This is a genomic window from Pantoea sp. GCM10028869 (assembly GCF_042666835.1).
Classification (GTDB): domain Bacteria; phylum Pseudomonadota; class Gammaproteobacteria; order Enterobacterales; family Enterobacteriaceae; genus Pantoea; species Pantoea leporis.
On sequence record NZ_JBHTGO010000006.1, the window covers coordinates 192,034 to 215,252 of the forward strand.

Below are 23,219 nucleotides of genomic sequence, written 5' to 3' on the forward strand. Positions count from 1 at the left end.
AGTGCTTCCTCTTTTCCCTGGGTGCTTACAGTTAAGCAAAGATCTGGCTGAGATGAGTCCGATAACGTTCGATATCGCGCGGTACGTCCGGCATTTTAATCACATCGTTACAGATAAAGGTCGGCAAACCTTCCATACCGAGGAACTGGTTGGCCTTATGGAAGTGCAGATACAAACCGTCCACGCCCACGCCTTCAAAAAACTGCTCGGGATCGTTAAAGGCTTCCAGCGGAGCGTTCCAGGTCAATGACAGCATGTATTTCTTACCCTGAATCAGGCCGCCGGAGCCGTATTTTTTACCGGCATCGCTGCGTGTGCGGCCATCGCTGGCATACAGTGAACCGTGACCTTCGGTGAAGACATCATCGATATACTTTTTTACTGTCCACGGCTCGCCCATCCACCAGCCGGGCATTTGATAGATCACCACATCGCTGTCGAGGTATTTCTGCACTTCTTCTGCCACGTTGTAGTCGCTGTCGGCAATCGTTACCTGTACCTGATGACCAAGATCGCGCAACTGGCTGGCTGCGACGTCAGTTAAGGTATGGTTCAGTTCGCCTTTCGAATGGGCGAAGGTTTTGCCACCATCGATAATTAAAAAATTCATGTCATCCGCTCCGTTTCTCGTTAATGCCGCACACTCTACGCGCGCGCAGCAGCGAGAAAAATGCGTGATCGATCACAACACTTTTGCTAATAAAGCAATAATACGCAGGGTTATGAAACAATCCGTGAGCAAACCAACATCAACTCCCATAAAAGAAGAAAACATGAAAACCGCGATACTGAGTGCATTACTTATGGTGACGGGCGCTGCTCAGGCGCAATCCCACCTCGATGACATCCGCGCAAGCAAAACCTTAAAAGTCTGTACCACCGGTGATTACAAGCCATATAGCTATTTGCGCAGCGATGGCCAATACGAAGGATTGGATATCAGCATGGCGCAATCGCTGGCGGCAAGCCTGGGCGCTAAAGTGCAGTGGGTGCCAACCACATGGAAAACCCTGAGCGATGATTTTGTGGCCAAGCAGTGTGATATCGCATTGGGCGGCGTATCAGTCACCCTCAAGCGTCAGCAGATCGCCTGGTTTGCCCAGCCGCTCGGTGTCGATGGAAAAATTCCACTGGTGCGCTGTGCTGATAAAGCGAAATATCAGACGGTTGAACAGATTAACAAGGCGAGCGTGCGCGTGATCGAACCGGCGGGCGGCACCAACGAAGCCTTCGTGCACAGCCATCTGCCGCAGGCAACGCTGCAGCTGGCTGACAATGTGGGGATTTTCCAGCAGTTGGTGGATAACAAAGCGGACGTAATGATCACCGATGCGTCTGAAGCGCTGTTCCAGCAGCAGCATTATCCCGCGCTGTGCGCCATCAATCCGGACAAACCGATGCAGTACGGCGAGAAGGCCTACATGATCCCGCGCGATGATATGAGCTGGAAGTTGTATGTCGATCAGTGGCTGCATCTCAGCACCGCCACCGGCGAATACGCGCAGATTGCTAAACAATGGTTGGGTGCGACTAAATAACAAAAGAGCGCGATAAATCGCGCCGCTACAAATATGTGCGCGTGGCTGATTACCATACTTAATATCTGCACATACCGTAGCGGCGCAATTTATTGCGCATTGCCGAGCACGTTGAAGATGCCAGGCTTACTACTTAACTCAACGATACAAACTCGCCTTACCCAACCCGCCAAACAGATTCATTTTGTAGCGAATGACTTCCTTCGCCGCCGCAATGGCATCGGGATAAATCACATTCGGATCCCACCAGGTTTCGCGTGCCAGAATCTCGCGCAGCTTAGCGAAATAGGCGAACTTCATGTCGCTGGAAATATTGATTTTGCACACGCCCAGCGTCACCGCTTCCGCGATCTCGGCATCCGGATTTGCTGAACCGCCGTGCAGCACCAGCGGAATAGTGGTGCGCTGCGCAATGTCTCTGAGGATATGCATCTGCAGCTCAGGCTTCATATCTTTCGGGTAGATGCCGTGCGCGGTGCCAATCGCTACCGCCAGCGTATCTACACCGGTGCGCTGCACGAAATCCTCTGCCTGCGCCGGTTCGGTGTAGATCACTTTACTCACGCCGCCTTCCACTGAAGTGCCGGTATCGCCGATGGTGCCGAGTTCACCTTCCACCGAAACGCCCACCGCATGCGCCAGTTTCACCACTTCTTTGGTCAGCGCTACGTTCTCTTCATAAGGCAGCAATGAACCATCGATCATCACTGAGGTAAAGCCGCATTGAATAGCGCGCAGCACCTGAGCAATGGACGCACCGTGATCGAGGTGGATGGTGAACGGCACTTTGCTTTTCAGCGTGCGTTCGCGCACATAGCCAAAGAACTCATCAGTGACAAACTCCAGCTCGCTTGGATGGATGGAAATGATCGCCGGCGTATGGGTAGCTTCAGCTTCTTCAACTACCGCGCGGATAAAGCAGCTGTCGGCCACGTTAAAAGCGCCAATCGCGTAACGGTGTTCACGAGTCGGTGCCAACATCTCTTTCATTGAAATCAACATGTTAATATTTCCTCAGCGTGATATTTACCGGAGCCGACGCATGCGCCGACCCGATAGTGGATATGAATGTGAAATTGATAATGCGACCTTGTGTCGCCATTCATGGCGAACACTAACCTACCTGATGACTAAACCTTGCCCGCCGATCCCGACCAGCTTAGGTACTCCGCCACCACTTCGCGGCAGGCGGACTCCATCAGCCCAAGCACATCGGCTAACTCAGCGTGAGGATGCTGCTTCAAGGCCTGTTCCACCGCCATTTTTCCGGCATCAAACACCGCCGCGCCGACGTTGATCTTGGCAACGCCAAACTCACTAACGCGGCGAATATCTTCAGCGGGCGTGCCCGATCCGCCGTGCAGCGCCAGCGGTCGCGAAGAAACCGCCTGCAACTCCTGCAAGCGCTGAAAGTCGATCTTTGGCTTCACACCCGCCGGATAAAGCCCGTGCGCGGTGCCAACCGAGATCGCCAGCAGGTCGATATCGGTCTGTTCGATAAACGGCAGCACATCGGCCACCTGCGTCATCTTCACTGAGGCATCAGCCAGTTCGTAGGTTGGCGCATCGGCGATATGTCCTAGCTCGCCCTCGACGCACACGCCGGCGGTATGCGCCATTTTCACCACGGCGGCGGTCTGGCGAATGTTCTCGGCCAGCGGCTCCGAGGAGGCGTCAATCATTAAGCCGGTAAAACCGGCGCGAAACGCCTGACCAATCAGCGGAAAGGCTTTGCCGTGATCGAGTGCCAGCGCCACCGGCACGCTGGCGGTCTCGGCCAGCGCACGCACTAACGGCACCGCGACAGCAGGCGGGAAGTGCGCGCTGTGTCCCTGATAAACATTGAGGATCAGCGGAGCGCGCTGCTGCTCGGCGGCCTGAATGGCGGCGCGCGCGGTTTCAAGGTTGAAGCAGTTGATCGCTAACACCGCATAGCGCTGTTGGGCGGCGGCCTGAATCAGGTCGTTCATCATGGCAAACATGGTGGCTCCTTATTCCAGAGTGAATTTGATCTCTTCATCGCGGACGCCGGGGGCTTCCACGTCATCGAACTCTTCATCCGCCTGCGTCACCGGCTTTTTCAATACCGACAGCATCACGCCGCACACCGTGGTGCCGATACCGAGTGCCAAACAGAACAGCCAGGGTTTGGTGAACAGCGGCACCACAAACATGCCGCCGTGCGGCACCGGTGCGCCGACCCCCCACACCATAATCAGCCCACCGGCGATGGCGGAGGCCACCACGCAGCTGCCGACCACGCGGAACAGGTCGCGCGCTGCAATCGGAATCACGCCTTCGGTAATCATGCAGATGCCCATCGGGAAGGCGGCTTTCAGCGCCTCTTTTTCCGCTTTGGTATATTTGTTGCGGCTAAGCAGATAAGAGAGCGTGATGCCGAACGGCGGGATCATCGAGCCGACAAACTTCACTGCTTCCGGTCCGTAAATGCCGTCAACCAGCATGCCGTCGGCGAACAGCGACATGGTTTTATTCACCGGACCGCCGAAGTCGAAGGTGGCCATCGCGCCGAGGATCGCGCCCATCACAAATTTCGAACCGCCTTGCATCGACTCCAGCAGGGCAATCAGCGCCTTCTGCAGCCAGACAATCGGCTGGCCGATAAAGGTCATCATCAGCAGCCCGGCGATAATGGTGCTCAGCACCGGCAGCACCATAATCGGCATCAAGCCTTGCATCGATTTCGGCAACTTAATGGTGCGGCGCAGCAGCAGCACGGTGTAACCGACCAGAAAACCGCCGAAGATGCCGCCGATAAAGCCGGTACCGATCTGCCCGCAGATAAAACCGACGATCAGGCCAGGCGCGAAGCCGGGACGATCGGCAATCGAGTAAGCAATCGCCGCGCTGATCAACGGTACAATCAGCCCCATGCCCCAACCGCCGATCTGATTCAACATCCACGCGAGGGTGCCGGTCTGTTTACCGACATCCGGCCCGCCGATCACCTGGCCGAGCGCGATGCAGATCCCGGCGGCGACGATCAGCGGGATCATCCACGAGATCCCGGTAAGCAAATGCCCTTTGATCTCCTGGCCGTACTGACGTTTGTTGTCACTCATGATGGATCTCCTCAGGCGCGCGCCAGTGAATCCGCCACTTTTTCGAGGAATTTCACCGGTGATTTGATCACTACTTCGGTTTTCACTCGCACAATGGGTTTGCCCTGAAAGCGCTCCTCGCCTTTGATCTTCACGTCAACGGCGAGGATCACCACGTCCGCAGCGGCGATATCTTGCTGCGTCAGCGCCGTTTCGGTGCCGATGGTGCCCTGAGTTTCAACGTGGATGGTGTGGCCCAGCGCGTGGGCCCCTTTAATCAGTTTTTCGCGCGCAATGTAGGTATGCGCGATGCCTGCCGTGCAGGCCGCTACACAGACGATATTCATGTGTCACCTCAGAGAGTTAGGGTGTTAACAGAGGTCGGTTTCGGCGTACTGACTAAACAGCCGGATGATATTGCTGGCATCGTTTTCCACCAGCAGTTGGGCTATCACCTCATCATCGGCCAGCGCACTGGCCACCTGCGACAACAGGCGAATATGGGTGGTGTTCTGATCTTCCAGTCGCACCGCGAACAGGATGATGCAGCGCACCTGGCTGCCATCGAGCGTTTCCCACGGAATGTCGTGTTGGGTGCGGCCGATGGCGAGCGTGGTTTGTTTCACCGCGGCGGATTTACCGTGCGGGATGGCGATATGATTTTCGAAGCCGGTGGAACCTTCAGCTTCCCGCAGCCAGACGTCTTCAATAAAGGCAGCGCGGTCGCTGATGGCGCCGTCGTGGTAGAGCAAATCGGTGAGCTCATGAATCGCTTGCTCTTTGGTGGTGGCGGTCAGCGCCAGGTTAACGCGGCGTGGCGTCAGAATGCGCGAAATATCCATGTTCAATCCTCATTCAATTAATGTTCAGCCAAAGCGCAGGAGGCGCCGTCGGGCAGCTGGCTGCCAATCATGGCGTCAGTCACCCGCCGAATATCGTCATCGTTAAAAAAGGCGCTGACATACACCGCCGGAACCGCTCCGGCGTTGAGGTGAATAGTAGTAATCACCAAATCCACCGTTTCTCGCTGGCAAAACTCCGCGTGATTACTGGCGGAAACCACGCCGACAATCTCCCAATCCGGGAAGGCGCGCAGAATGCGACTCTTCAAAAGATGCGAGGTTCCCACGCCGCTGGAGCACACCACCAGAATGCGTTTGTGGGCGATTTGTCGCTCCAGCGCTGCCTGGAAATGCACGCACAGATAACCTATTTCGTCATCCGCCACCGATGAAAGTCCCTGGCTACGCGCGGTTAATTGCATCGCCTGTTGCGTTAATGAAAATATTTCCTTCATCTCCTGCTGAATATCCTCCAGCAGCGGATTACGAATGTGAATATGATATTTGAGTCGATTTAATAATGGCTTTATATGAACTAATAACCCTTCAAATAATAATCGGTCCTGCGCTAAGTCCTGCTGAATAAATGACGCGAAGCGATCGATTAATTCACAGGTTATTTTCACTGATTCAGCGGTGGAAAATTGATTATGCAGCGGGGCATTATCGCCACGCTCTTCCACCACAATGCCGGACGAGACAATATATTGATAAATAAAACCCACTTCATCGGCGGGCAATGCGCAGCACATGCGCTGTTCAATCTGCACCACCATATTTTGGGCAATCTTCAGAATGCGCTGGTCGAGATCCTGCGCGCTGGTTAGGGTTTCCAGCGCCAGCGCGTTACCTTGCGCCATGCGATGCATCATGATCAGAATATGGGTGCAGAGATTGAGGTACCACGCGTCGCCCAACGGATAACTCAGTTGCTGCTCCATCTGCTGCAGCAGCGCCTGCACAAAAGCCACATCCTCGTCGCCAAAATAGTGCACCAACGCTTGCTGGCTGCCGGGATCGAGGCGTGGTAGCAGCGGCGTGCCGGCGACGTTCTGCTGCATCACATCATTGATCAGCGAGACCATCGCCTGGCGCAGCGTCTGCTCATTGCCTTCGATGTGGGTGCCGCCGGGGCCGCGCTGCAGCACCAAACCCAGCGGCTGCAGCCACTCTTCGATCACCTTCAGGTCATTCACAATCGACGCATGACTAATAAAGTAGCGTTCCGACAATTTACTGATTGAAGTTGCGCGTGGCGCATCGCTCAGCAGCTGCGAGGCAATTTTCACCCGTCGGCTGTTGTGGCTCAGCGCATCCGAACTGCTTTCGTCGCCGTTAAGCTGCTGCTCCAGTTGCAGACGCTGCTGCAGATCGTCCACCCGCAGACGTATGCCGCGTCCCGGCATTTTTTCCAGCTGCAGCGACCAGTCGCGAAGCCAACTCTCCAGCCATTGCAAATCGCGCTGGATGGTTTTCTCCGACACGCCAAGCTGTAAAGCTAATTCTTTTGTCGGCTGCGGTGCGGCATGATGCAGCAGCAATTTTACTAATCGGTGTTGTCGCGAAGTCAGTATTTGCATTCGTTCACCCTTATTTTGGCAAAACGTTTATGGCTAATTGGTGGTTATATTTATTCCATGCCAGAAATCAGACGCGCAAAAATGTGGGGCTTGTGGAGTATGAATTTAGGAGAGTAATCACTAAGCAACAATACTAAATGTTGTCCCGGCTTGCGGACACCATTAATACGCTAAATGCCTCGCGATATTAATTGCGAAGTTGCTCACAGATTATTGCCGATATTCACTGTGACATGGCTCCCATTCCGTTTTAATTTTCCAACCAATATCACGCTATTTAATGCAAGACGATTCTGTTTGCTGAACGGGCTTCTCTGTGACTAAACCGCACGAATAAGGTAATATCCTCGCCAAATGACCGCCGGATGTCCCGCCGTTGCGGGCCACGAAGTGAGGATGCGAGCTGAATGAGCGAATTGACGCAGGATGGTGCAGAGCGTCTTGCCCTGCACACGTTTACCGAAAACGCGTACCTGAACTACTCCATGTACGTGATCATGGACCGCGCGCTGCCGTACATTGGCGATGGCCTCAAGCCAGTGCAGCGCCGTATTGTGTATGCCATGTCGGAATTGGGTCTCAATTCCAATGCCAAATTCAAAAAATCGGCGCGTACCGTTGGTGACGTGCTGGGTAAATACCATCCGCACGGCGACAGCGCCTGTTATGAAGCGATGGTGTTGATGGCGCAGCCGTTCTCCTACCGCTATCCGCTGGTGGATGGCCAGGGAAACTGGGGTGCGCCGGACGATCCGAAATCCTTCGCCGCGATGCGTTACACCGAATCGCGCCTGTCTAAATACGCTGAAATCCTGCTGGGTGAACTCGGTCAGGGCACGTCCGATTACATCCCGAACTTCGACGGCACCATGCAGGAGCCGAAGATGTTGCCGGCGCGTCTGCCCAACATTCTGCTCAACGGCACCACCGGCATCGCCGTGGGGATGGCGACCGACATTCCGCCGCATAACCTGCGCGAAGTAGCGGAAGCGGCGGTCAAGCTGATCGACAACCCGAAAACCACGCTGAATGAGCTGCTGGATATTGTGCAAGGTCCGGATTACCCGACCGAAGCGGAGATCATCACGCCACACAGCGAAATCCGTAAAATCTATCAAAGCGGACGCGGTTCGATTCGTCAGCGTGCGGTGTGGAAAAAAGAAGATGGCGATGTGGTGATCACCGCGTTGCCGCATCAGGTGTCGGGCGCACGCGTGCTGGAGCAGATCGCTAACCAGATGCGCAATAAAAAGCTGCCGATGGTAGAAGATCTGCGTGATGAGTCCAACCACGAAAACCCGACGCGTTTAGTGATTGTGCCGCGCTCCAATCGCGTGGATCTCGAGCAGGTGATGAATCACCTGTTTGCCACCACCGATCTGGAAAAAAGCTACCGCGTTAACCTGAATATGATCGGACTGGATAACCGTCCGGCGGTGAAAAACCTGCTGGAAATCCTCTCTGAATGGCTGGTGTATCGCCGCGATACCGTGACGCGCCGCCTCAACTATCGTTTAGATCGCGTGCTGCGTCGCCTGCATATTCTTGAAGGTATGCTGGTGGCGTTCCTCAATATTGATGAAGTGATCCACATCATCCGTACCGAGGATGAGCCGAAGCCGGTGCTGATGTCGCGTTTTGACATCAGTGAAACCCAGGCCGAAGCGATTCTCGAACTGAAACTGCGCCATCTCGCCAAACTGGAAGAGATGAAGATTCGCGGCGAGCAGGCGGAGCTGGAAAAAGAGCGCGATCAGCTGCAGGCGATTCTGGCGTCCGAGCGTAAGATGAGCAATTTGCTGAAGAAAGAGCTGCTGGCCGATAGCCAAACCTACGGCGACGATCGCCGTTCGCCGCTGCACGAGCGCGAAGAAGCCAAAGCGCTGAGCGAAACCGAGCTGGTGAGCGCTGAGCCGGTGACCATCGTGCTGTCGCAAATGGGCTGGGTGCGCAGCGCCAAAGGCCACGATATCGATCCGGCGGGCTTAAGCTACAAAGCGGGCGACAGCTATCTGGCCGCCGCACGCGGCAAGAGCAATCAGCCGGTGGCCTTTATCGACTCCACCGGACGCAGCTACACGCTGGATCCGACCTCATTGCCGTCCGCGCGCGGACAGGGCGAGCCGCTCACCGGCAAACTGACGCCACCGCCGGGCGCGGTGATTGAGCAGGTGCTGATGGAGCCCGACGATCAGAAGCTGTTGATGGCCTCTGACGCCGGTTACGGTTTCATCTGTACCTTTGCCGATCTGGTGTCGCGCAACCGTGCCGGTAAAGCGCTGCTGACGCTGCCGGAAAACGCCAAAGTGATGACGCCAATGGCGGTACATTCGGGCGATGATATGCTGCTGGCAATTACCCAGGCCGGACGCATGTTGATGTTCCCGGTTGGCGATCTTCCGCAGATGTCGAAAGGCAAAGGCAACAAGATCATTTCGATTCCTGCAGCGGAAGCCGCGGCGGGCACCGACAAACTACAATGGTTGCTGATTCTGCCGCCGGGCGCGTCAATCACCGTATATGTCGGTAAACGTAAGCTGATCATGCGTGATGAAGATCTGCAGAAAGTGCGTGCCGAGCGCGGTCGTCGCGGCAGCGTGGCGCGTGGCCTGCAACGCATCGATAGCGTAGAAGTGAATGCACCAGCGCGTCCGAAAGCCGACGCGAGTGAAGAGTAACGCTGTAATTCAGGCGATGGAATGTCCCATTTGAGGAATCTATGTTACTAATTTTACGAGCAATTATTGTTATTGTTTATTCGATTCTGGTCAGTATTGTTGGCTGTATCTGGTGTCTGTTTTCACCGCGTAATCCGCGTCACGTCGCAACCTTCGGCCATCTACTCGGTCGTCTGTCGACGGTGTTTGGTCTCAAAGTGGAACTGCGTAAACCGGCGGAAGCCGCGCATTATGGCAACGCGATCTATATCGCTAACCACCAGAACAACTACGACATGATCACGGCGGCCAAAATCGTGCAGCCGACCACCGTGACCGTGGGCAAGAAAAGCCTGCTGTGGATTCCGTTCTTTGGCCAGCTCTACTGGCTGACCGGTAACCTGCTGATTGACCGTGATAACCGCTCCAAAGCGCACGGCACCATCGGTGAGTTGGTGGAGCAGTTCAACAAAAAGCGCATTTCGTTCTGGATGTTTCCGGAAGGGACGCGCAGCCGCGGTCGTGGTTTGCTGCCGTTCAAAACCGGTGCGTTTCATGCAGCGGTAGCAGCCGGTGTGCCAATCATCCCGATTGTGGTTTCCAACACCCACGACAAGATCAAGCTGAACCGCTGGAACAACGGTTTGGTAATTGTGGAGATGTTGCCGCCGGTCGATACCTCGCAGTTTGCCACCACCTCGGTGCGTAAGCTCGCCACGCACTGCCGTGAATTAATGTCGACTAAACTGGAAGAATTGAACGCCGAAGTCGCCGAACGCGAAAAAAACGGTAAACTCTGAGCAGCCAAAATGGGGCAGGTGATCATCTGCCCCGTTCTCAAGCCACACAGCAACTCATCATTAATTAGAACAACATGGACACGGCGTCCTCACGCCACGCTCAAAAGGTCTGAAGTTTTATGTCTTGCAGCAGACGTCAGTTTATTCAGCTTTCTGCCGGTGTCGCACTGGCTTCCGGTGCTATGCCTTTCGCCGCCCGCGCCGCCGCGCCATTGGGCGATACGCCACTTCCTATTCCACCGCTGATTGAATCACGTCGCGGTCAGCCGCTGTTTCTCACCTTGCAGCGCAGCCATTGGTCGTTCAGCGGCAATAGCAACAAAGTGCCGGTGTGGGGCTTTAACGGCATGTATCTCGGCCCAACGGTGCGCGTGTATAGCGGCGACGATGTGAAGCTGATTTACAGCAACCGCCTCAACGAACCGGTATCGATGACCGTCAGCGGTTTGCAGGTGCCGGGCGCGTTAATGGGCGGTGCGCCGCGCATGATGTCGGCCGGAGCTGATTGGGCGCCGGTGCTGCCGATTCGTCAGGGCGCGGGCACATTGTGGTATCACGCCAATACGCCAAATCGCATGGCGCCGCACGTCTACAACGGACTCGCCGGCATGTGGCTGGTGGAAGATGACGTCAGTAAATCGCTGCCGCTACCGAAGCATTATGGCGTCGATGATTTCCCGCTGATTATTCAGGACAAGCGCCTCGATAACTTCGCCACGCCGGTTTATAACCCGCCCTCCAGCGGCGGTTTTATGGGCGACGTGCTGCTGGTGAACGGCGTGCAAAATCCCTATGTCGAAGTCTCACGCGGCTGGGTGCGTTTGCGTTTGCTGAACGGCTCGAACGCGCGCCGCTTCGATCTCACCTTCTCCGATAATCGTCCCTTTACGGTAATCGCCAGCGATCAGGGCTTCCTGCCTGCGCCGGTGGCGGTGCAGCTGCTGACGTTGGCTCCCGGCGAACGTCGTGAAGTGCTGGTGGATATGTCACAGGGCGATGAAGTTTCGATCATGGCCGGAACGGCGGCGGGTTTGATGGATCGCCTGCGCGGATTGTTTGAGCCGTCATCGATTCTGACCAATACGCTGGTGCTGAGCTTACGCCCAACCGGTTTATTGCCGCTGGTGACTGACAATCTGCCGATGCGTTTGCTGGCGGATCAGATTCTTGATGGCGTGGCGGTGCGCACGCGCGAATTCCGTATTGGTGACAGCGAGCCGGGCATTAACGGCGTGTTGTGGGACATGAACCGCATCGATACCACCGTGCAGCAGGGCACCTTTGAGCGCTGGATTATCCACGCGGATCGCCCGCAGTCGCTGCATATTCAGGGCGTGATGTTCCTGATTAAGAACGTCAATGGCGCGCAGCCGATGGGCGAAGATCGCGGCTGGAAAGATACCGTTTGGGTGGATGGCAGCGTGGAGCTGCTGGTGAGCTTCCCGCAGAGTTCGTCGGATCACTTCCCGTTTGTCTATTACAGCCAGACGTTAGAGATGGCGGATCGCGGGACGGCGGGGCAGTTATTGGTGAATTCAGCGTCTTAATGCCCTCACCCCAGCCCTCTCCCGCAAGCGGGCGAGGGAGCAGATCGAGCAAAACGCACCTTACGGTTCCCTCTCCCGCAAGCGGGCGAGGGAGCAGATCGAGCAAAACGCACCTTACGGTTCCCTCTCCCGCCTGCGGGAGAGGGTTAGGGTGAGGGGAAACGCGCGCCATTCTACCCGTTAAACGCCTCCGGATCCGGGCCCAAACGGTTACCGCTATCCAGCCTACTGATCTCACTCACTTCAGTTTTATCCAACCTAAAATCAAACACCTGGAAATTCTCACGAATGCGTTCCGGGGTAATCGACTTCGGAATCACCACCAAACCGCTATCCAGATGCCAACGAATCACGATTTGTGCCGGCGTCTTGCTATATTTCTTCGCCAGCTCGCGGATAATCTCCTGATCAAACACGCCTTTACCGCCTTGCGCCAGCGGGCTCCAGGATTCGGTTTGAATCTGGTGCAGCGCATTCCACGCATGCAGCGTGCGCTGTTGCAGCATCGGGTGCAGCTCGATCTGGTTCACCACCGGCGATACGCCGGTTTCATCGATCAAACGCTTCAGATGCGCCTCGTGGAAGTTACATACGCCGATGCTTTTGGTTAAGCCCTGTTGCTGCAGCTCAATCAAGCCTTTCCAGGCTTCAACGTAGTTATCTTTTTCCGGGCACGGCCAGTGCATGAGATACAAATCCACCTGCTCTAACTGCAACTTCTTCAAGCTGGTTTCCATTGCCTGTTGCCAGTTGGTCTGGTCGTCGTTCCACAGCTTGGTGGTGATAAAAATGTCATCGCGCGCCACGTCGGTCTCTTGCAGCGCTTGCCCAACCGCTTCCTCATTTTTGTAGATAGCGGCGGTATCGATGGAGCGATAGCCGACTTTCAGGGCTTCCAGGATGGCGTTGCGCGCATCCTCAATGCTCGCTTGCCACACGCCGAGGCCAAGCTGCGGCATCATGTTGCCGTCGCGCAATTTAATAATGGGTTGATCTGCCATAATTGCTCCTTATCTGTTGCAGGGACTTACCGTAGAAAAGATGTGCTTAAGTCTAGTCAACAAACCTCACCACAGGATCATTGTGGCAAGCGGGCGGCACTTTTGCCTGATGGATTTCTGCAAGAATCTTGCCTGATTCTCCAGAATGATGGAGCTTTGCACAGCCTTACGGCAAACTGACTTTTTAGCTGCCTGAGAGAGATGCATGCCAAACGACGCCCTTTGCCGCCAGCTAGCGCAGCGCGTGGTTGCGCTGATGAGTGACCTGCATAAGCCGCTGTGCGCGGTAGAAAATGTCAAATTGATCTATGCCTGCGAAACCTTGCCGCGTACGCCGATGATGTATCAACCCGGCATCGTGATTCTGTTTCAGGGGCGTAAAACCGGCTATCTCGGCAGCACCGTTTTCCACTACGACGCCACCAAATATCTGATGCTCACCGTACCGTTGCCAGTGGAGTGCGAAACCGAAGCCACGCTGGCGGAGCCGCTGGCCGGCATGTGTTTGAGCGTGGATATCGCTAGCCTGCAGGATTTGCTGATGGATATCGGCGATGACGAGCAGTTCCAGCCGCAGGCACAAACTTCCGGCATCCATTCGGCGTTCATGAGCGAGGAGATGCTGTGTGCGGCCGAACGCTTGCTGGATGTGATGAATAACCCGCGCGACGCCCGCGTGCTGGGGCCGCAGCTGGTGCGCGAGATCATCTATTACGTGTTAACCGGACCGATTGGCGGCGCGCTGCTGTCGCTGGTCAATCGGCAGACGCAGTTCAGTCAGATTGCGCGTGCGCTGCGTCGCATCGAAAACCACTTCGCGGAGAGTTTGAGCGTCGACATGTTGGCCGCTGAAGTGAACATGAGCGTTTCGGCGTTTCATCATAACTTCAAAGCGGTGACGCAAACCTCGCCGCTGCAATACCTTAAGCGCTATCGCCTGCATCAGGCGCGCCTGATGATGCTGCAGGATGGCATGAAAGCCAGCGCGGCGGCGGTGCGCGTCGGTTATGAAAGCCCATCGCAGTTTTCGCGTGAGTTTAAGCGCTATTTCGGCGTGACGCCGGGAGAAGAGGCGAGCCGCGTGCGTCAAACTTTACCGTTTGACGCCGCGTCGTAATCAGGAGAGTTTCTGGCGGCGTTTTTTCCAGATCACCACAATGCTGCCTGCCAGGCCGATAAACAGCAGCGCGATCGGCAGAATCATCAGGATCGCCATCACCTGATCTTCATGGCGCTTGATAAAGGGCACATGGCTGATGCCGTAGCCCAGCGTCACCACAATCCCAACCCACAACAAGCCGCTCAGCCAGTTAAACAGCTGGAAGCGGCCATTGTTTAAGCCGGAAATCCCGGCCATGGTCGGCAGTAAGGTGCGCACAAAGGCCAGGAAGCGGCCAACCAGCAGCGCCATCAAACCGTGGCGGTTAAACATATTCCACGCGCGCTGATGATATTGCGCGGGCAGATGCAGTAACCAGCTTTTCACCAGTTTGGTGTTGCCGAGCCAGCGTCCTTGCAGATAGCTGAGCCAGCAGCCGAGACTGGCCGCCGTGGTCAGAATCACAATGGTCGGCACGAAGTCCATCACACCTTTGGCGACCATCGCGCCCGCCAGTAACAGCAGGCTATCGCCCGGCAGGAATGACGCGGGCAGCAAACCGTTTTCCAGAAACAGCGTTAAAAACATCACGCCGTAGACAATCCAAACCACATCCGCATTGCCGAGCGCGGCAAAATCCTGATGCCAAAGCGCCTGGACAATCTCATGTAAAACACCCATCAGCTATTCCATCGAGTCACAAGGAGTCTAATTTTAACCTTCTGTGGCATTGCATACGTTGATCTCTCATCGCCGCCACAGCGTGGTTTATCTTCTGTTTAACTTCTTAAACGTGCAAAACCGGCTTTAAGATCATCCAGCAAGTCATCGACATGTTCGAGGCCGATATGCAGACGCACCAGCGTGCCGTCAAAATCCACGCCGCCCGCCGGACGAATCGCCGCCAGCTCTTCAGGCTGGTTCGCCAGAATCAGGGATTCATAGCCGCCCCACGAATACGCCATGCTGAAATGGTGGAAGTGATCGAGGTAATTTGCCAGCTGCTCACGGCTCAGTTTTTCATGCAGGATGAACGAGAACAAACCGCTGCTGCCGCTGAAATCGCGCTGCCAGAATGCGTGGCCTTTACACTGCGCCAGCGCCGGATGATTAACGCGCGCCACTTCCGGCTGCGTGGCCAGCCATTCCGCCACCTGCAATCCGCTCTCTTCGTGCTGACGCAGACGTGTGCCCAGCGTACGAATGCCGCGGCTCGCCATATAAGCGGTATCGGCATCGACCATTTGGCCCATCAGATAGGAGTTCTCGCGCAGCTGCGGCCAGCAACGCTCATTTGCTACCGCCGTGCCAATCATCGCGTCGCTGTGACCAATGATGTATTTGGTGCCGGCCTGAATCGAAATATCGATGCCATGCTCCAGCGCGTTAAACAACACGCCCGCCGCCCAGGTGTTATCGATCATGATGATCGCCTCCGGCGCTTTGGCGCGCACGGCGGCAACAATCGCGGGAATATCCTGCACTTCCATGGTGATCGACGCCGGTGATTCCAGGAACACCACGCGCGTATTCGGCTGCACCAGTTCGCCAATTTCGCTGCCGATGCAGTGATCGAAATAGGTGGTGGTGACGTTCAGCTTACTGAGAATTTTCGAGCAGAAATCCTGTGTCGGTTCATAGACCGCGCCGCTCACCAGAATATGGTCGCCGGCTTCGACAAAGGACAAAATGGCATTAGAGACCGCCGCCGCGCCGCACGGATAGAGCGCGCAACCTGCGCCGCCTTCCAGCTCGGTCATGGCGTCTTGCAGCGAGAAATGGGTGAGGGTGCCGCGACGACCATAAAACAGCTCGCCTGACGCACGGCCAGCGGTAGCACGTTTCTTGTCGGCGACCGTGTCAAAAACCAGGGATGAAGCGCGTTGAATTACGCTGTTAACTGAGCCTTGCGTGTAACGTTTACTGCGTCCCGCGCTGACAAGCGTGGTGTCTATTTTTTTCGTTGCCATCACTGCCTTTCCTGACATTTCCCACAAAACATTCACGTTACCACGAATCAGTGTAGCGGGTTGAGCCTGATTGCGGATTATCAGAGTGAGGCCAGTATTGCGCATAACATCCGCTAACTTGTGGAAATCGCGGGCATCTTTGCTTTGTAAATAGTAATGAGAACCACTATCACTTCGGTGGTGTTTTTTGTTATGATCCGCGCTTCAATCGTGAACTGTGCAACAGAAGTTGGAGATGCAGCGTGGTAGCCAGTGATTTGATGCAAACGGATCTTTCCGTTTGGGGCATGTATCAGCATGCCGATATCGTGGTAAAGATTGTGATGATTGGCCTGTTACTGGCTTCGGTTGTCACCTGGGCAATTTTCTTCGGTAAGTTTGCTGAGCTGAGCGGGGCGAAACGTCGCCTGAAACGCGAGCAGCAAGCGCTGGGCGAAGCCCGCTCATTAAACGATGCTTACCGTGCTGCTGAAAACTTCAAAAGCAACAGCCACAGCGCTGTGCTGCTAAACGACGCGCAGAATGAGCTGGAGCTCTCCGCTGGTACTGAAGATCTGGATGGCATCAAAGAGCGCACCAGCTTCCGTCTCGAACGCCGCGTGGCTGCATTTAGCCGTCATGCCGGTCGCGGTAATGGATTCCTCGCCACCATCGGTTCCGTTGCGCCGTTTATCGGTCTGTTCGGTACCGTTTGGGGCATCATGAACAGCTTCATCGGCATCGCGAAAACGCAAACCACTAACCTCGCAGTCGTCGCGCCGGGCATCGCCGAAGCGCTGCTTGCTACCGCGATTGGTCTGGTGGCGGCAATCCCCGCCGTGGTTATCTACAACGTCTTCGCGCGTATGATTGCCAGCTACAAAGCGTCGCTGGGCGATGTCGCCGCGCAGGTGATGTTGCTGCAGAGCCGCGATCTGGATCTCGGCAACGTGGATACCGCGAAAGAAGCCAACCGTCCAGCGGCGGCACAGAAACTGCGCGTAGGATAAGTATTATGGCGATGCGTTTAAACGATGACTCGGTCGGCGATGGCGAAATGCACGAAATCAACGTGACGCCGTTTATCGACGTCATGTTAGTTCTGCTGATCATCTTTATGGTCGCCGCGCCATTAGCTACCGTCGATGTGCGCGTTAACCTGCCAGCATCGACCAGCGCGCCGCAGCCGCGTCCGGAAAAACCGGTTTATCTCTCCATCAAGGAAGATAAGCAGATCTTCATCGGAAACGATGCAGTCACCAAAGAGACGCTGGTGAATGCGCTGACGGCACAAACCGAAGGCAAGAAAGACACCACCATCTTCTTCCAGGCGGATAAATCGGTGGATTACGCCACCCTAATGGAAGTGATGGATCAGCTGCGTGAAGCCGGTTATCTGAAGATTGGTTTGATGGGCATGGAAACGGTGAAGAAGTAACGTCACTCCACTTAGCCTTGCCGTAAAGGTCGCTCCCGCAGCGGCCTTTTTTAATGCCTGCACGCAATTTGTTAATTTATTGTTACTATTGGTCGTATTTTTGTAAACTGCAATGGTGAAGAAGATCACGTTTATTCCTGGCCCGGCACGCTACAACGGAAGAAAAACCAGGAAGGACAATATGAGCGCGAGTCACTCTTTACAAAAGTCGCCGCAAAGCGGTGCCAAAACCATCTTTAGCGTTACCAGCGGTAACTTCCTTGAGATGTACGATTTCATGGTGTTTGGCTATTACGCCACGGCGATCGCCAAAACCTTTTTCCCCGGCGATGATCCCTTTGCCTCTCTCATGCTGACGCTGATGACCTTCGGCGCAGGCTTCCTGATGCGCCCGCTCGGCGCGATTATTCTTGGTGCTTATATCGACCATCATGGCCGTCGTAAAGGCTTGCTGTTAACGCTCGGCTTGATGGCGATTGGGACCTTAACCATCGCGCTGGTGCCCGGATACGCCACGCTCGGTGCCGCCGCACCGATCCTGATTCTGCTCGGTCGTTTATTGCAGGGCTTCTCGGCGGGCGTTGAGCTGGGCGGCGTCTCGGTGTATCTGGCGGAAGTGGCGCCGAAAGGGCGCAAAGGCTTTTATGTTAGCTGGCAATCGGGCAGCCAGCAGGTTGCGGTGATCTTCGCCGCGCTGCTCGGTTTGGGCCTGAACCATCTGCTGGCGAAAGACGCCGTCACCGAATGGGGCTGGCGTATTCCGTTTGTGGTGGGATGTATGATCGTGCCGTTCCTGTTCTATATCCGCCGCATGCTGGAAGAGACCGAAGCTTTCAGCCAGCGTAAACATCATCCCTCAATGCGTCAGATTATGCGTTCGGTCGGGCAGAACTGGGCGCTGGTGCTGGCAGGGATGTTAATGGTGGTGACCACCACCGTAATGTTCTACATGATCACCGCCTTTACCCCGACGTTCGGCAAAACCGTGCTGATGATGAGTGACAAGCAGAGCTTCCTGGTGACGCTGTTTGTCGGCATCTCCAACCTGTTTTGGCTGCCGGTGATGGGTTCGCTGTCGGATCGCATCGGTCGTCGTCCGCTGCTGATTGTCTGCACCCTCTTGATGATTTTAACTACCTGGCCGGTGCTGCATTGGCTGGTGGGAGCGCCGACCTTCTCCCATCTGGTTGAGGCCGAGCTGTGGCTCTCGTTCCTGTATGCCAGTTATAACGGCGCGATGGTGGTGTATCTGGCTGAGATCATGCCGGCAGAAGTGCGCGCTTCGGGTTTCTCACTGGCCTACAGCCTGGCAACCGCGCTGTTTGGCGGCTTTACGCCAGCGGTGTCGAGCTATCTGATTCATGCCACCGGCGATAAAGCGATGCCGGGCGTGTGGCTCTCTTTTGCTGCGGTGTGCGGATTAGTCGGTACGCTGCTGATTGGCCGCATGGTGAAGCAATATCAAGCGCAACATCGTTCCCCTCACCCTAACCCTCTCCCGCAAGCGGGAGAGGGAATGTTTAGGTAACGGCGCGATCAGCTCCTTCTCCCGCCTGCGGGAGAAGGCTGGGATGAGGGACAGCGCGCACCCCGCTAAAACGACACATCCACCACCACGCTATCGGTATAATTCCCCGCCGCGGGCGTATTCTGCGTGGTCAAAATCTGCGCCGTATAGGTAAAGTTGCGCGTCACGGTATCCGCATTCAACGATGTCGAGGTGGTGCTGCTCCAGCGATCGGTGCCGGTCGGTCCCCAGCGCGATGTGGTGGTGGTGCCTTTGTAGATGTCATACGCCAGCCGGTTAGTTCCGCTCGCCATCTGCCGCGTGGTGCCGCTGTAGTAACTGCCGTTGCTCAAGCCCACGGTATAAGTGCTGCCCTTCGAACACACCACGTTAATCGTCTGCTGCACCGTTGAGAAACTGCCCACCAAAGGCGCGCTGCCAAAACTGACGTTGGGCGCAGTGATGGTGGTGCAATCGTTGGTCACCACCAGATTCACGGTAATCGGCATCGCCGTACCCGTGCTGCTCTGTACCGTTCCCACACACAATCCTCCCACGTTTAACCCGGCGCACACCGTATAACTCACGGTAATGGTAATGGTGGTGGTATAGGTGCCGGCGGCGATCACCTGGCCGGGTACGGTGCGGAAGTAGAGCGGAATATTGAAGTTAAGGGTGTTTCCCAACGCCAGCAGCGAGGCGGAACTCCAGCGATAGCTGCCGCCCTGCTGTAATTCGGTGGCGCAGGCGCTGTCGATACACAGCTGAATCGGAATGTTATCGGTGCCGCCGCTGGCGGTTTTCAACACGGCGCGCGTGCCGCTGAGGTTTGAGGCGGTGGTAAAAGCGTAGGTAATGTTATCGGAGCCCAGCAGCGAAAGTGTACCCGAACCGCAGTTGACGTTAGTGGTGCTTGAGGTGTTATTCACCGTTGAAGCGACGGAAAACGTGGTAACCGATCCGAACGTGGCGGTGGGGGCCGATAAGCTACACAACGCATAGCTGGTGCCCGGCAGTAAAAACAGCGCCAGCAGGAGCAGAAGCTTTCTCATGGTGAAATCCCTGACGGTGAATTATCCGCGCTGCTCACCGCAGAGCCTTGCGGTGGCGGTGGCAGCGGGCAGGTAAGCGGTCCGTAAGTTTCCAGCGCTTTTGGCTGGCCGTCGGCGATAGCCAGTTGCGTATCGCAGCTGCGTCCATCCGGCGTCACCACGTGAATCGGGTTATTAGCACCGAGATCTTCCATCCACACAATGCCGTCCCAGCCGACATATTCGGTGGCCTGATTCGGACGTAACACCTGGCTGGAAATCGGCAGCGGCTGATGATTGCTGTCATGCAGTACCACGCTGGCGGCGCGCAGACGCTCCACCGGGAAGTTGAGCAGATAGCCGCTCTTACGCTTCACCGCAAAGCGCTGTTCAACTTTCGGCGCAGTGCGATCGGCGGGCAGGTCCAGCGTATCGATGTCGTATTTGGCGCCGTAATAGCTGCTGATCGATGGCACCAGCAGATAGCCTTGTTTATCGGTGCGGCCCATGGTCTGGTTCTCATAACGCACCGTGACATCCGGATAATCGGTTTTCACTACTACGAAGGCATCGTTAATGTCGTTAGCAGCGAACACGCGGTTATCCATCAATACCACCGAGCCGGTAAAATCGGCCCATTGCGTGGTGTTGTCGTTATCGCCGTAGAAACCGGCTGAGGTATCAATTTTGTTATTGCGATAACGCAGACTGGCCTGACGATAATCGCCACTGTCGCTGGCCTGATTAGCCCAGGCCGCATCCCAGGAGAAGCCACCGTCGGTTGGCATCGCGCGCGACACATACAGACGCTGGCTGTTATTGCCCTCCTGATCGCGTTCCGTGCTTACCGAGGCGCTGCTCTGTTCGCCGAAAGGGATGATCAGCGAAATGGCGCCGCTCCAGTTGCCCTGATCCTGATCGCGGCTGGCGGAGATATACAGGCTGCTGTTGCCCCACAGATTTTTACTCCACGACAGATTTAATAAACGGGTGCGGTCACCGTTGCCGCCGGAGATATCAAAATAAGCCAGGCCAAGGCTGCCGTAGTCACTTAGCGACACGCTGGCAGTGTATTGCGCGCTGCGTCGCGCCAGCGAGTAACTGGTGTTCGCGCTGTCGCCACGGCTGCCGACCAGCGCGAGATTACCGAAATCGACGCTGCGAATGATGTGCTGGGTTCCCAGGCTGAACCAACTATTGTTGTACTGATAGCCCCAGCTGTATTGCGTGCCGGGATTACCGTCCATCTGGCTCTGCGCCAGCGCGCCATTCACCACGCCAAAACTGCCGAGCTTCACCAATCCACCCGCGCCGCCCATCGCCACGCTGTCGCTGCCTTCCGCATGGCTCTCCAGCGTCAGCCAGTCGTTCAGCCCGTAGCGATAGGAGCCGCTGGCCGCCGCTGCGCCATAATCAAAATTGCTTATGCCGTAGTTTTCGCGCATCGCACCGGCGGAGAACGAGTAATCGGATAATCCGGTTTTCAGCAAGCTGCTGGAGACGTAAAACGGCAGCGTGGTGGTGACTTGTCGGCCCACCGCATCGGTGGTGGTGATCACTGCATCGCCGGCGCCGTTAACGAAAGGGACATTGGTGAGCGACCACGGGCCCGGTTGCACGTCGGCCTGTGTGCTGCGATAGCCATTGATAAACAGATCGACCGAAGAGGGCACCGCCGCCTGGCCGGAAAAGGCGGGCAGCGGATAGGTCACCAGATCCGGCCGTACGCTGAAGTCGCGGCCAATCTGCACGCCACCCAGCCGCACGCTGTTGCTCCAGCTCAGCGCATCAGTAACCAAATCCCCGGCGCGCCAACTGATCGCTGCGTTCTCGTTTTCATTACTGAACCACGTATCGTAGCGGATATAGCCTTCCTGCTGACCGGCAACGCCACCTTCCAGTTGCTGCACGTAAACGCCGTTGGTAGAAAACTGGCCAGCCGGGCCAAACAAGCGCAGTTCGTTCCAGCTGGAGAGGCGCGAACCGGCGTTATCGGTACGGGTGGCGTAGAAGTCATAGTTGAGCAGCGCGCCATTGCTGGCGCGACCGGGAAAGCGCGGTGCATGCTGTAACTGGCCAATGGTTTGACCCGGCAGCCAGGCGGGTGGCACCGTCAATAACAGGCGCTGGCGTCGTTCGTCATACTCCACTTTCGCTCCGCTGAGTTGATTGACATCGATCTGCTGGCCTTGCAGTTTCTCGGCCGGAATGCCGGCGCGTTGCAGATCGCCGCGTCGCAGCCAGAAATCGCCATTCTTACGTTCAACCGGCACGATGTCGCCACGTTCGCTCTGATTCACCACCAGTTCCAGCATGTATTGCTGACCGCTGGCGTTATTCTCCAGCGCAGGCGGCGGTGGCAGTTCGGAGAAGGTCTCCGCGCTGCTACTCATCGGACTGATACAAAGCACGCTGGCGACGGCCAGCGCGCAGGGATGCGGCGTAAACTTCATCAACGCGCGGCCGCGCTGCTCCAGTGACCTTTATTCATTTCGGCCGACAGCTCACCGCTCACGCTGCGGGTTAACGGCCAGCGATGGCTGCTGTTGGCCAGCACATAGCCAAACAAGCCGTTGCCCATTTTGCGTCCGCCAATGGTGACGTTACTTAAGCGCGCGTGGCCATTACCGCGATTAGTCAGCTCCAGCCAGCGTTTGCCGCCGCTGTTCACTTCCTGCCAGCTCAGCTGCGGTTTTGCCGTGTCGCGCGTCACGCCGCTGCCGTAGATGAACAGCGGCACCGAATAGCGCATCTGGAAAGTGAGTCCGGCCTGATTTTCGCCTGGCGTACGCGGCGTAGGGATCTCATCCAGCACCACGCGAAAGGCCACTTCACGTCCGGCTTCAGGTGGCGTTTGCTTAATTAAACGCACCAGCTGCTTCTGTCCTGGCTCGAGGCGCACCATCGGCGGGCTCGCCACCACTTGCTGCTGGGTTTGATACTGCTCCTGGCCGTTAACCTGCTGCCAGCTGAAGATGCGCACCTGCATCATGGTGGTGGCATTGCCGCGATTCTCCAGCCACAGCTCGCTGGCTTTATCTTCCGGATCAATCGCCGGATCGATCGGCCACACCATCAGCGAATTGGCGGCATGCACCGCAGGCGTTAGGGCCACAAATAACAACAGGATCAGGGCGCGCAGGTTAATCATCATTCCTCCTTTTAAGT

The 23,219-nt window shown here is 56.2% G+C and carries 21 protein-coding genes; 8 read left to right on the top strand and 13 right to left on the bottom strand.

Translation table 11 applies throughout. From position 1 onward, the window contains the following. Nucleotides 1-31: 31 nt before the first annotated feature. Nucleotides 32-610, bottom strand: coding sequence for an NAD(P)H-dependent oxidoreductase (locus ACFQW4_RS17080; protein WP_008103382.1), 579 nt, complete (start codon nt 608-610; stop codon nt 32-34). Nucleotides 611-773: 163 nt separating this feature from the next. Between ACFQW4_RS17080 and ACFQW4_RS17085 the strand changes: the two genes are divergently transcribed. Continuing rightward, nucleotides 774-1,538, top strand: a complete 765-nt coding sequence (locus ACFQW4_RS17085; RefSeq protein WP_101763005.1) for a transporter substrate-binding domain-containing protein — start codon at nt 774-776, stop codon at nt 1,536-1,538. A gap of 138 nt (nt 1,539-1,676) precedes the next feature. Here the strand turns inward: ACFQW4_RS17085 and ACFQW4_RS17090 are convergent, their stop codons facing one another. The 6 genes from ACFQW4_RS17090 to ACFQW4_RS17115 form a co-directional block, all read right to left on the bottom strand. After that, the gene (locus ACFQW4_RS17090; RefSeq protein ID WP_377726338.1) at nt 1,677-2,540 is read right to left on the bottom strand and encodes a ketose-bisphosphate aldolase; all 864 of its coding nucleotides are present in this window, start codon (nt 2,538-2,540) and stop codon (nt 1,677-1,679) included. 128 nt (nt 2,541-2,668) lie between these two features. Further along, the gene (locus tag ACFQW4_RS17095; protein WP_101763007.1) at nt 2,669-3,520 is read right to left on the bottom strand and encodes a class II fructose-bisphosphate aldolase; all 852 of its coding nucleotides are present in this window, start codon (nt 3,518-3,520) and stop codon (nt 2,669-2,671) included. Nucleotides 3,521-3,529: 9 nt separating this feature from the next. After that, entirely contained in the window at nt 3,530-4,621 is a 1,092-nt protein-coding gene (locus tag ACFQW4_RS17100; RefSeq protein ID WP_101763008.1) for a PTS fructose transporter subunit IIC, read from the bottom strand. 11 nt (nt 4,622-4,632) lie between these two features. After that, nucleotides 4,633-4,947: a PTS fructose transporter subunit IIB gene (locus ACFQW4_RS17105; protein WP_101763009.1), complete on the bottom strand. Its 315-nt coding sequence runs from the start codon at nt 4,945-4,947 to the stop codon at nt 4,633-4,635. Nucleotides 4,948-4,971: 24 nt separating this feature from the next. Further along, a complete protein-coding gene (locus ACFQW4_RS17110) occupies nt 4,972-5,442 on the bottom strand; it encodes a PTS sugar transporter subunit IIA (protein WP_061720482.1) in 471 nt (156 codons plus the stop codon). Between the two features lie 17 nt (nt 5,443-5,459). Then, nucleotides 5,460-7,022, bottom strand: a complete 1,563-nt coding sequence (locus ACFQW4_RS17115; protein ID WP_101763010.1) for a transcription antiterminator — start codon at nt 7,020-7,022, stop codon at nt 5,460-5,462. A 407-nt stretch (nt 7,023-7,429) separates the two neighbouring features. Here ACFQW4_RS17115 and parC point away from each other — a divergent pair, with 407 nt between their 5' ends. From parC to ftsP, 3 genes are all read left to right on the top strand, one after another. Further along, on the top strand, nt 7,430-9,700 hold the full coding sequence (parC, locus tag ACFQW4_RS17120; RefSeq protein WP_377726342.1) for a DNA topoisomerase IV subunit A: 2,271 nt from the start codon (nt 7,430-7,432) through the stop codon (nt 9,698-9,700). A gap of 41 nt (nt 9,701-9,741) precedes the next feature. Beyond that, complete coding sequence (locus ACFQW4_RS17125; protein ID WP_101763012.1) at nt 9,742-10,479, top strand: 1-acylglycerol-3-phosphate O-acyltransferase; 738 nt, start codon at nt 9,742-9,744, stop codon at nt 10,477-10,479. Between the two features lie 119 nt (nt 10,480-10,598). Then, the gene (gene ftsP / locus ACFQW4_RS17130; protein ID WP_101763013.1) at nt 10,599-12,026 is read left to right on the top strand and encodes a cell division protein FtsP; all 1,428 of its coding nucleotides are present in this window, start codon (nt 10,599-10,601) and stop codon (nt 12,024-12,026) included. A gap of 173 nt (nt 12,027-12,199) precedes the next feature. On the opposite strand, the gene dkgA is transcribed toward ftsP, so the two are convergent. Continuing rightward, nucleotides 12,200-13,027, bottom strand: coding sequence for a 2,5-didehydrogluconate reductase DkgA (gene dkgA, locus ACFQW4_RS17135; RefSeq protein ID WP_222234869.1), 828 nt, complete (start codon nt 13,025-13,027; stop codon nt 12,200-12,202). A gap of 205 nt (nt 13,028-13,232) precedes the next feature. Between dkgA and ACFQW4_RS17140 the strand changes: the two genes are divergently transcribed. Further along, entirely contained in the window at nt 13,233-14,144 is a 912-nt protein-coding gene (locus ACFQW4_RS17140) for an AraC family transcriptional regulator N-terminal domain-containing protein (protein ID WP_377726346.1), read from the top strand. On the opposite strand, the gene ACFQW4_RS17145 is transcribed toward ACFQW4_RS17140, so the two are convergent. Then, nucleotides 14,145-14,807 (bottom strand): DedA family protein, encoded by a 663-nt coding sequence (locus ACFQW4_RS17145; protein ID WP_377726348.1) that lies wholly within the window; start codon nt 14,805-14,807, stop codon nt 14,145-14,147. Between the two features lie 98 nt (nt 14,808-14,905). Beyond that, nucleotides 14,906-16,096: a cystathionine beta-lyase gene (metC, locus tag ACFQW4_RS17150; protein WP_192412117.1), complete on the bottom strand. Its 1,191-nt coding sequence runs from the start codon at nt 16,094-16,096 to the stop codon at nt 14,906-14,908. A 260-nt stretch (nt 16,097-16,356) separates the two neighbouring features. Here metC and exbB point away from each other — a divergent pair, with 260 nt between their 5' ends. The 3 genes from exbB (at nt 16,357) to ACFQW4_RS17165 (ending at nt 19,041) form a co-directional block, all read left to right on the top strand. Next, a complete protein-coding gene (gene exbB, locus ACFQW4_RS17155) occupies nt 16,357-17,085 on the top strand; it encodes a tol-pal system-associated acyl-CoA thioesterase (protein ID WP_192236537.1) in 729 nt (242 codons plus the stop codon). Nucleotides 17,086-17,090: 5 nt separating this feature from the next. Next, nucleotides 17,091-17,513, top strand: coding sequence for a TonB system transport protein ExbD (gene exbD, locus ACFQW4_RS17160; protein ID WP_008103349.1), 423 nt, complete (start codon nt 17,091-17,093; stop codon nt 17,511-17,513). Between the two features lie 181 nt (nt 17,514-17,694). Then, the gene (locus tag ACFQW4_RS17165; protein WP_110867293.1) at nt 17,695-19,041 is read left to right on the top strand and encodes an MFS transporter; all 1,347 of its coding nucleotides are present in this window, start codon (nt 17,695-17,697) and stop codon (nt 19,039-19,041) included. A gap of 65 nt (nt 19,042-19,106) precedes the next feature. Here ACFQW4_RS17165 and ACFQW4_RS17170 read toward each other — a convergent pair whose 3' ends face one another. From ACFQW4_RS17170 to ACFQW4_RS17180, 3 genes are read right to left on the bottom strand one after another with little or no spacing between them, the layout of a single operon-like run. Further along, the gene (locus ACFQW4_RS17170) at nt 19,107-20,072 is read right to left on the bottom strand and encodes a spore coat U domain-containing protein (RefSeq protein WP_277974113.1); all 966 of its coding nucleotides are present in this window, start codon (nt 20,070-20,072) and stop codon (nt 19,107-19,109) included. Next, nucleotides 20,069-22,504 (bottom strand): fimbria/pilus outer membrane usher protein, encoded by a 2,436-nt coding sequence (locus tag ACFQW4_RS17175; RefSeq protein ID WP_377726352.1) that lies wholly within the window; start codon nt 22,502-22,504, stop codon nt 20,069-20,071. The genes ACFQW4_RS17170 and ACFQW4_RS17175 overlap by 4 nt, the downstream gene beginning before the upstream one ends. After that, nucleotides 22,504-23,202: a molecular chaperone gene (locus ACFQW4_RS17180; RefSeq protein ID WP_192236538.1), complete on the bottom strand. Its 699-nt coding sequence runs from the start codon at nt 23,200-23,202 to the stop codon at nt 22,504-22,506. Before ACFQW4_RS17180 ends, ACFQW4_RS17175 begins: the two co-directional genes overlap by 1 nt. Nucleotides 23,203-23,219: the final 17 nt, after the last annotated feature.

Coding starts and splice junctions, on each gene's coding strand:
- ACFQW4_RS17080 (WP_008103382.1), bottom strand. CDS start 610: ATGAATTTTTTAATTATCGATGGTGGCAAAACCTTCGCCCATTCGAAA.
- ACFQW4_RS17085 (WP_101763005.1), top strand. CDS start 774: ATGAAAACCGCGATACTGAGTGCATTACTTATGGTGACGGGCGCTGCT.
- ACFQW4_RS17090 (WP_377726338.1), bottom strand. CDS start 2,540: ATGTTGATTTCAATGAAAGAGATGTTGGCACCGACTCGTGAACACCGT.
- ACFQW4_RS17095 (WP_101763007.1), bottom strand. CDS start 3,520: ATGTTTGCCATGATGAACGACCTGATTCAGGCCGCCGCCCAACAGCGC.
- ACFQW4_RS17100 (WP_101763008.1), bottom strand. CDS start 4,621: ATGAGTGACAACAAACGTCAGTACGGCCAGGAGATCAAAGGGCATTTG.
- ACFQW4_RS17105 (WP_101763009.1), bottom strand. CDS start 4,947: ATGAATATCGTCTGTGTAGCGGCCTGCACGGCAGGCATCGCGCATACC.
- ACFQW4_RS17110 (WP_061720482.1), bottom strand. CDS start 5,442: ATGGATATTTCGCGCATTCTGACGCCACGCCGCGTTAACCTGGCGCTG.
- ACFQW4_RS17115 (WP_101763010.1), bottom strand. CDS start 7,022: ATGCAAATACTGACTTCGCGACAACACCGATTAGTAAAATTGCTGCTG.
- parC (WP_377726342.1), top strand. CDS start 7,430: ATGAGCGAATTGACGCAGGATGGTGCAGAGCGTCTTGCCCTGCACACG.
- ACFQW4_RS17125 (WP_101763012.1), top strand. CDS start 9,742: ATGTTACTAATTTTACGAGCAATTATTGTTATTGTTTATTCGATTCTG.
- ftsP (WP_101763013.1), top strand. CDS start 10,599: ATGTCTTGCAGCAGACGTCAGTTTATTCAGCTTTCTGCCGGTGTCGCA.
- dkgA (WP_222234869.1), bottom strand. CDS start 13,027: ATGGCAGATCAACCCATTATTAAATTGCGCGACGGCAACATGATGCCG.
- ACFQW4_RS17140 (WP_377726346.1), top strand. CDS start 13,233: ATGCCAAACGACGCCCTTTGCCGCCAGCTAGCGCAGCGCGTGGTTGCG.
- ACFQW4_RS17145 (WP_377726348.1), bottom strand. CDS start 14,807: ATGGGTGTTTTACATGAGATTGTCCAGGCGCTTTGGCATCAGGATTTT.
- metC (WP_192412117.1), bottom strand. CDS start 16,096: ATGGCAACGAAAAAAATAGACACCACGCTTGTCAGCGCGGGACGCAGT.
- exbB (WP_192236537.1), top strand. CDS start 16,357: ATGCAAACGGATCTTTCCGTTTGGGGCATGTATCAGCATGCCGATATC.
- exbD (WP_008103349.1), top strand. CDS start 17,091: ATGGCGATGCGTTTAAACGATGACTCGGTCGGCGATGGCGAAATGCAC.
- ACFQW4_RS17165 (WP_110867293.1), top strand. CDS start 17,695: ATGAGCGCGAGTCACTCTTTACAAAAGTCGCCGCAAAGCGGTGCCAAA.
- ACFQW4_RS17170 (WP_277974113.1), bottom strand. CDS start 20,072: ATGAGAAAGCTTCTGCTCCTGCTGGCGCTGTTTTTACTGCCGGGCACC.
- ACFQW4_RS17175 (WP_377726352.1), bottom strand. CDS start 22,504: ATGAAGTTTACGCCGCATCCCTGCGCGCTGGCCGTCGCCAGCGTGCTT.
- ACFQW4_RS17180 (WP_192236538.1), bottom strand. CDS start 23,202: ATGATTAACCTGCGCGCCCTGATCCTGTTGTTATTTGTGGCCCTAACG.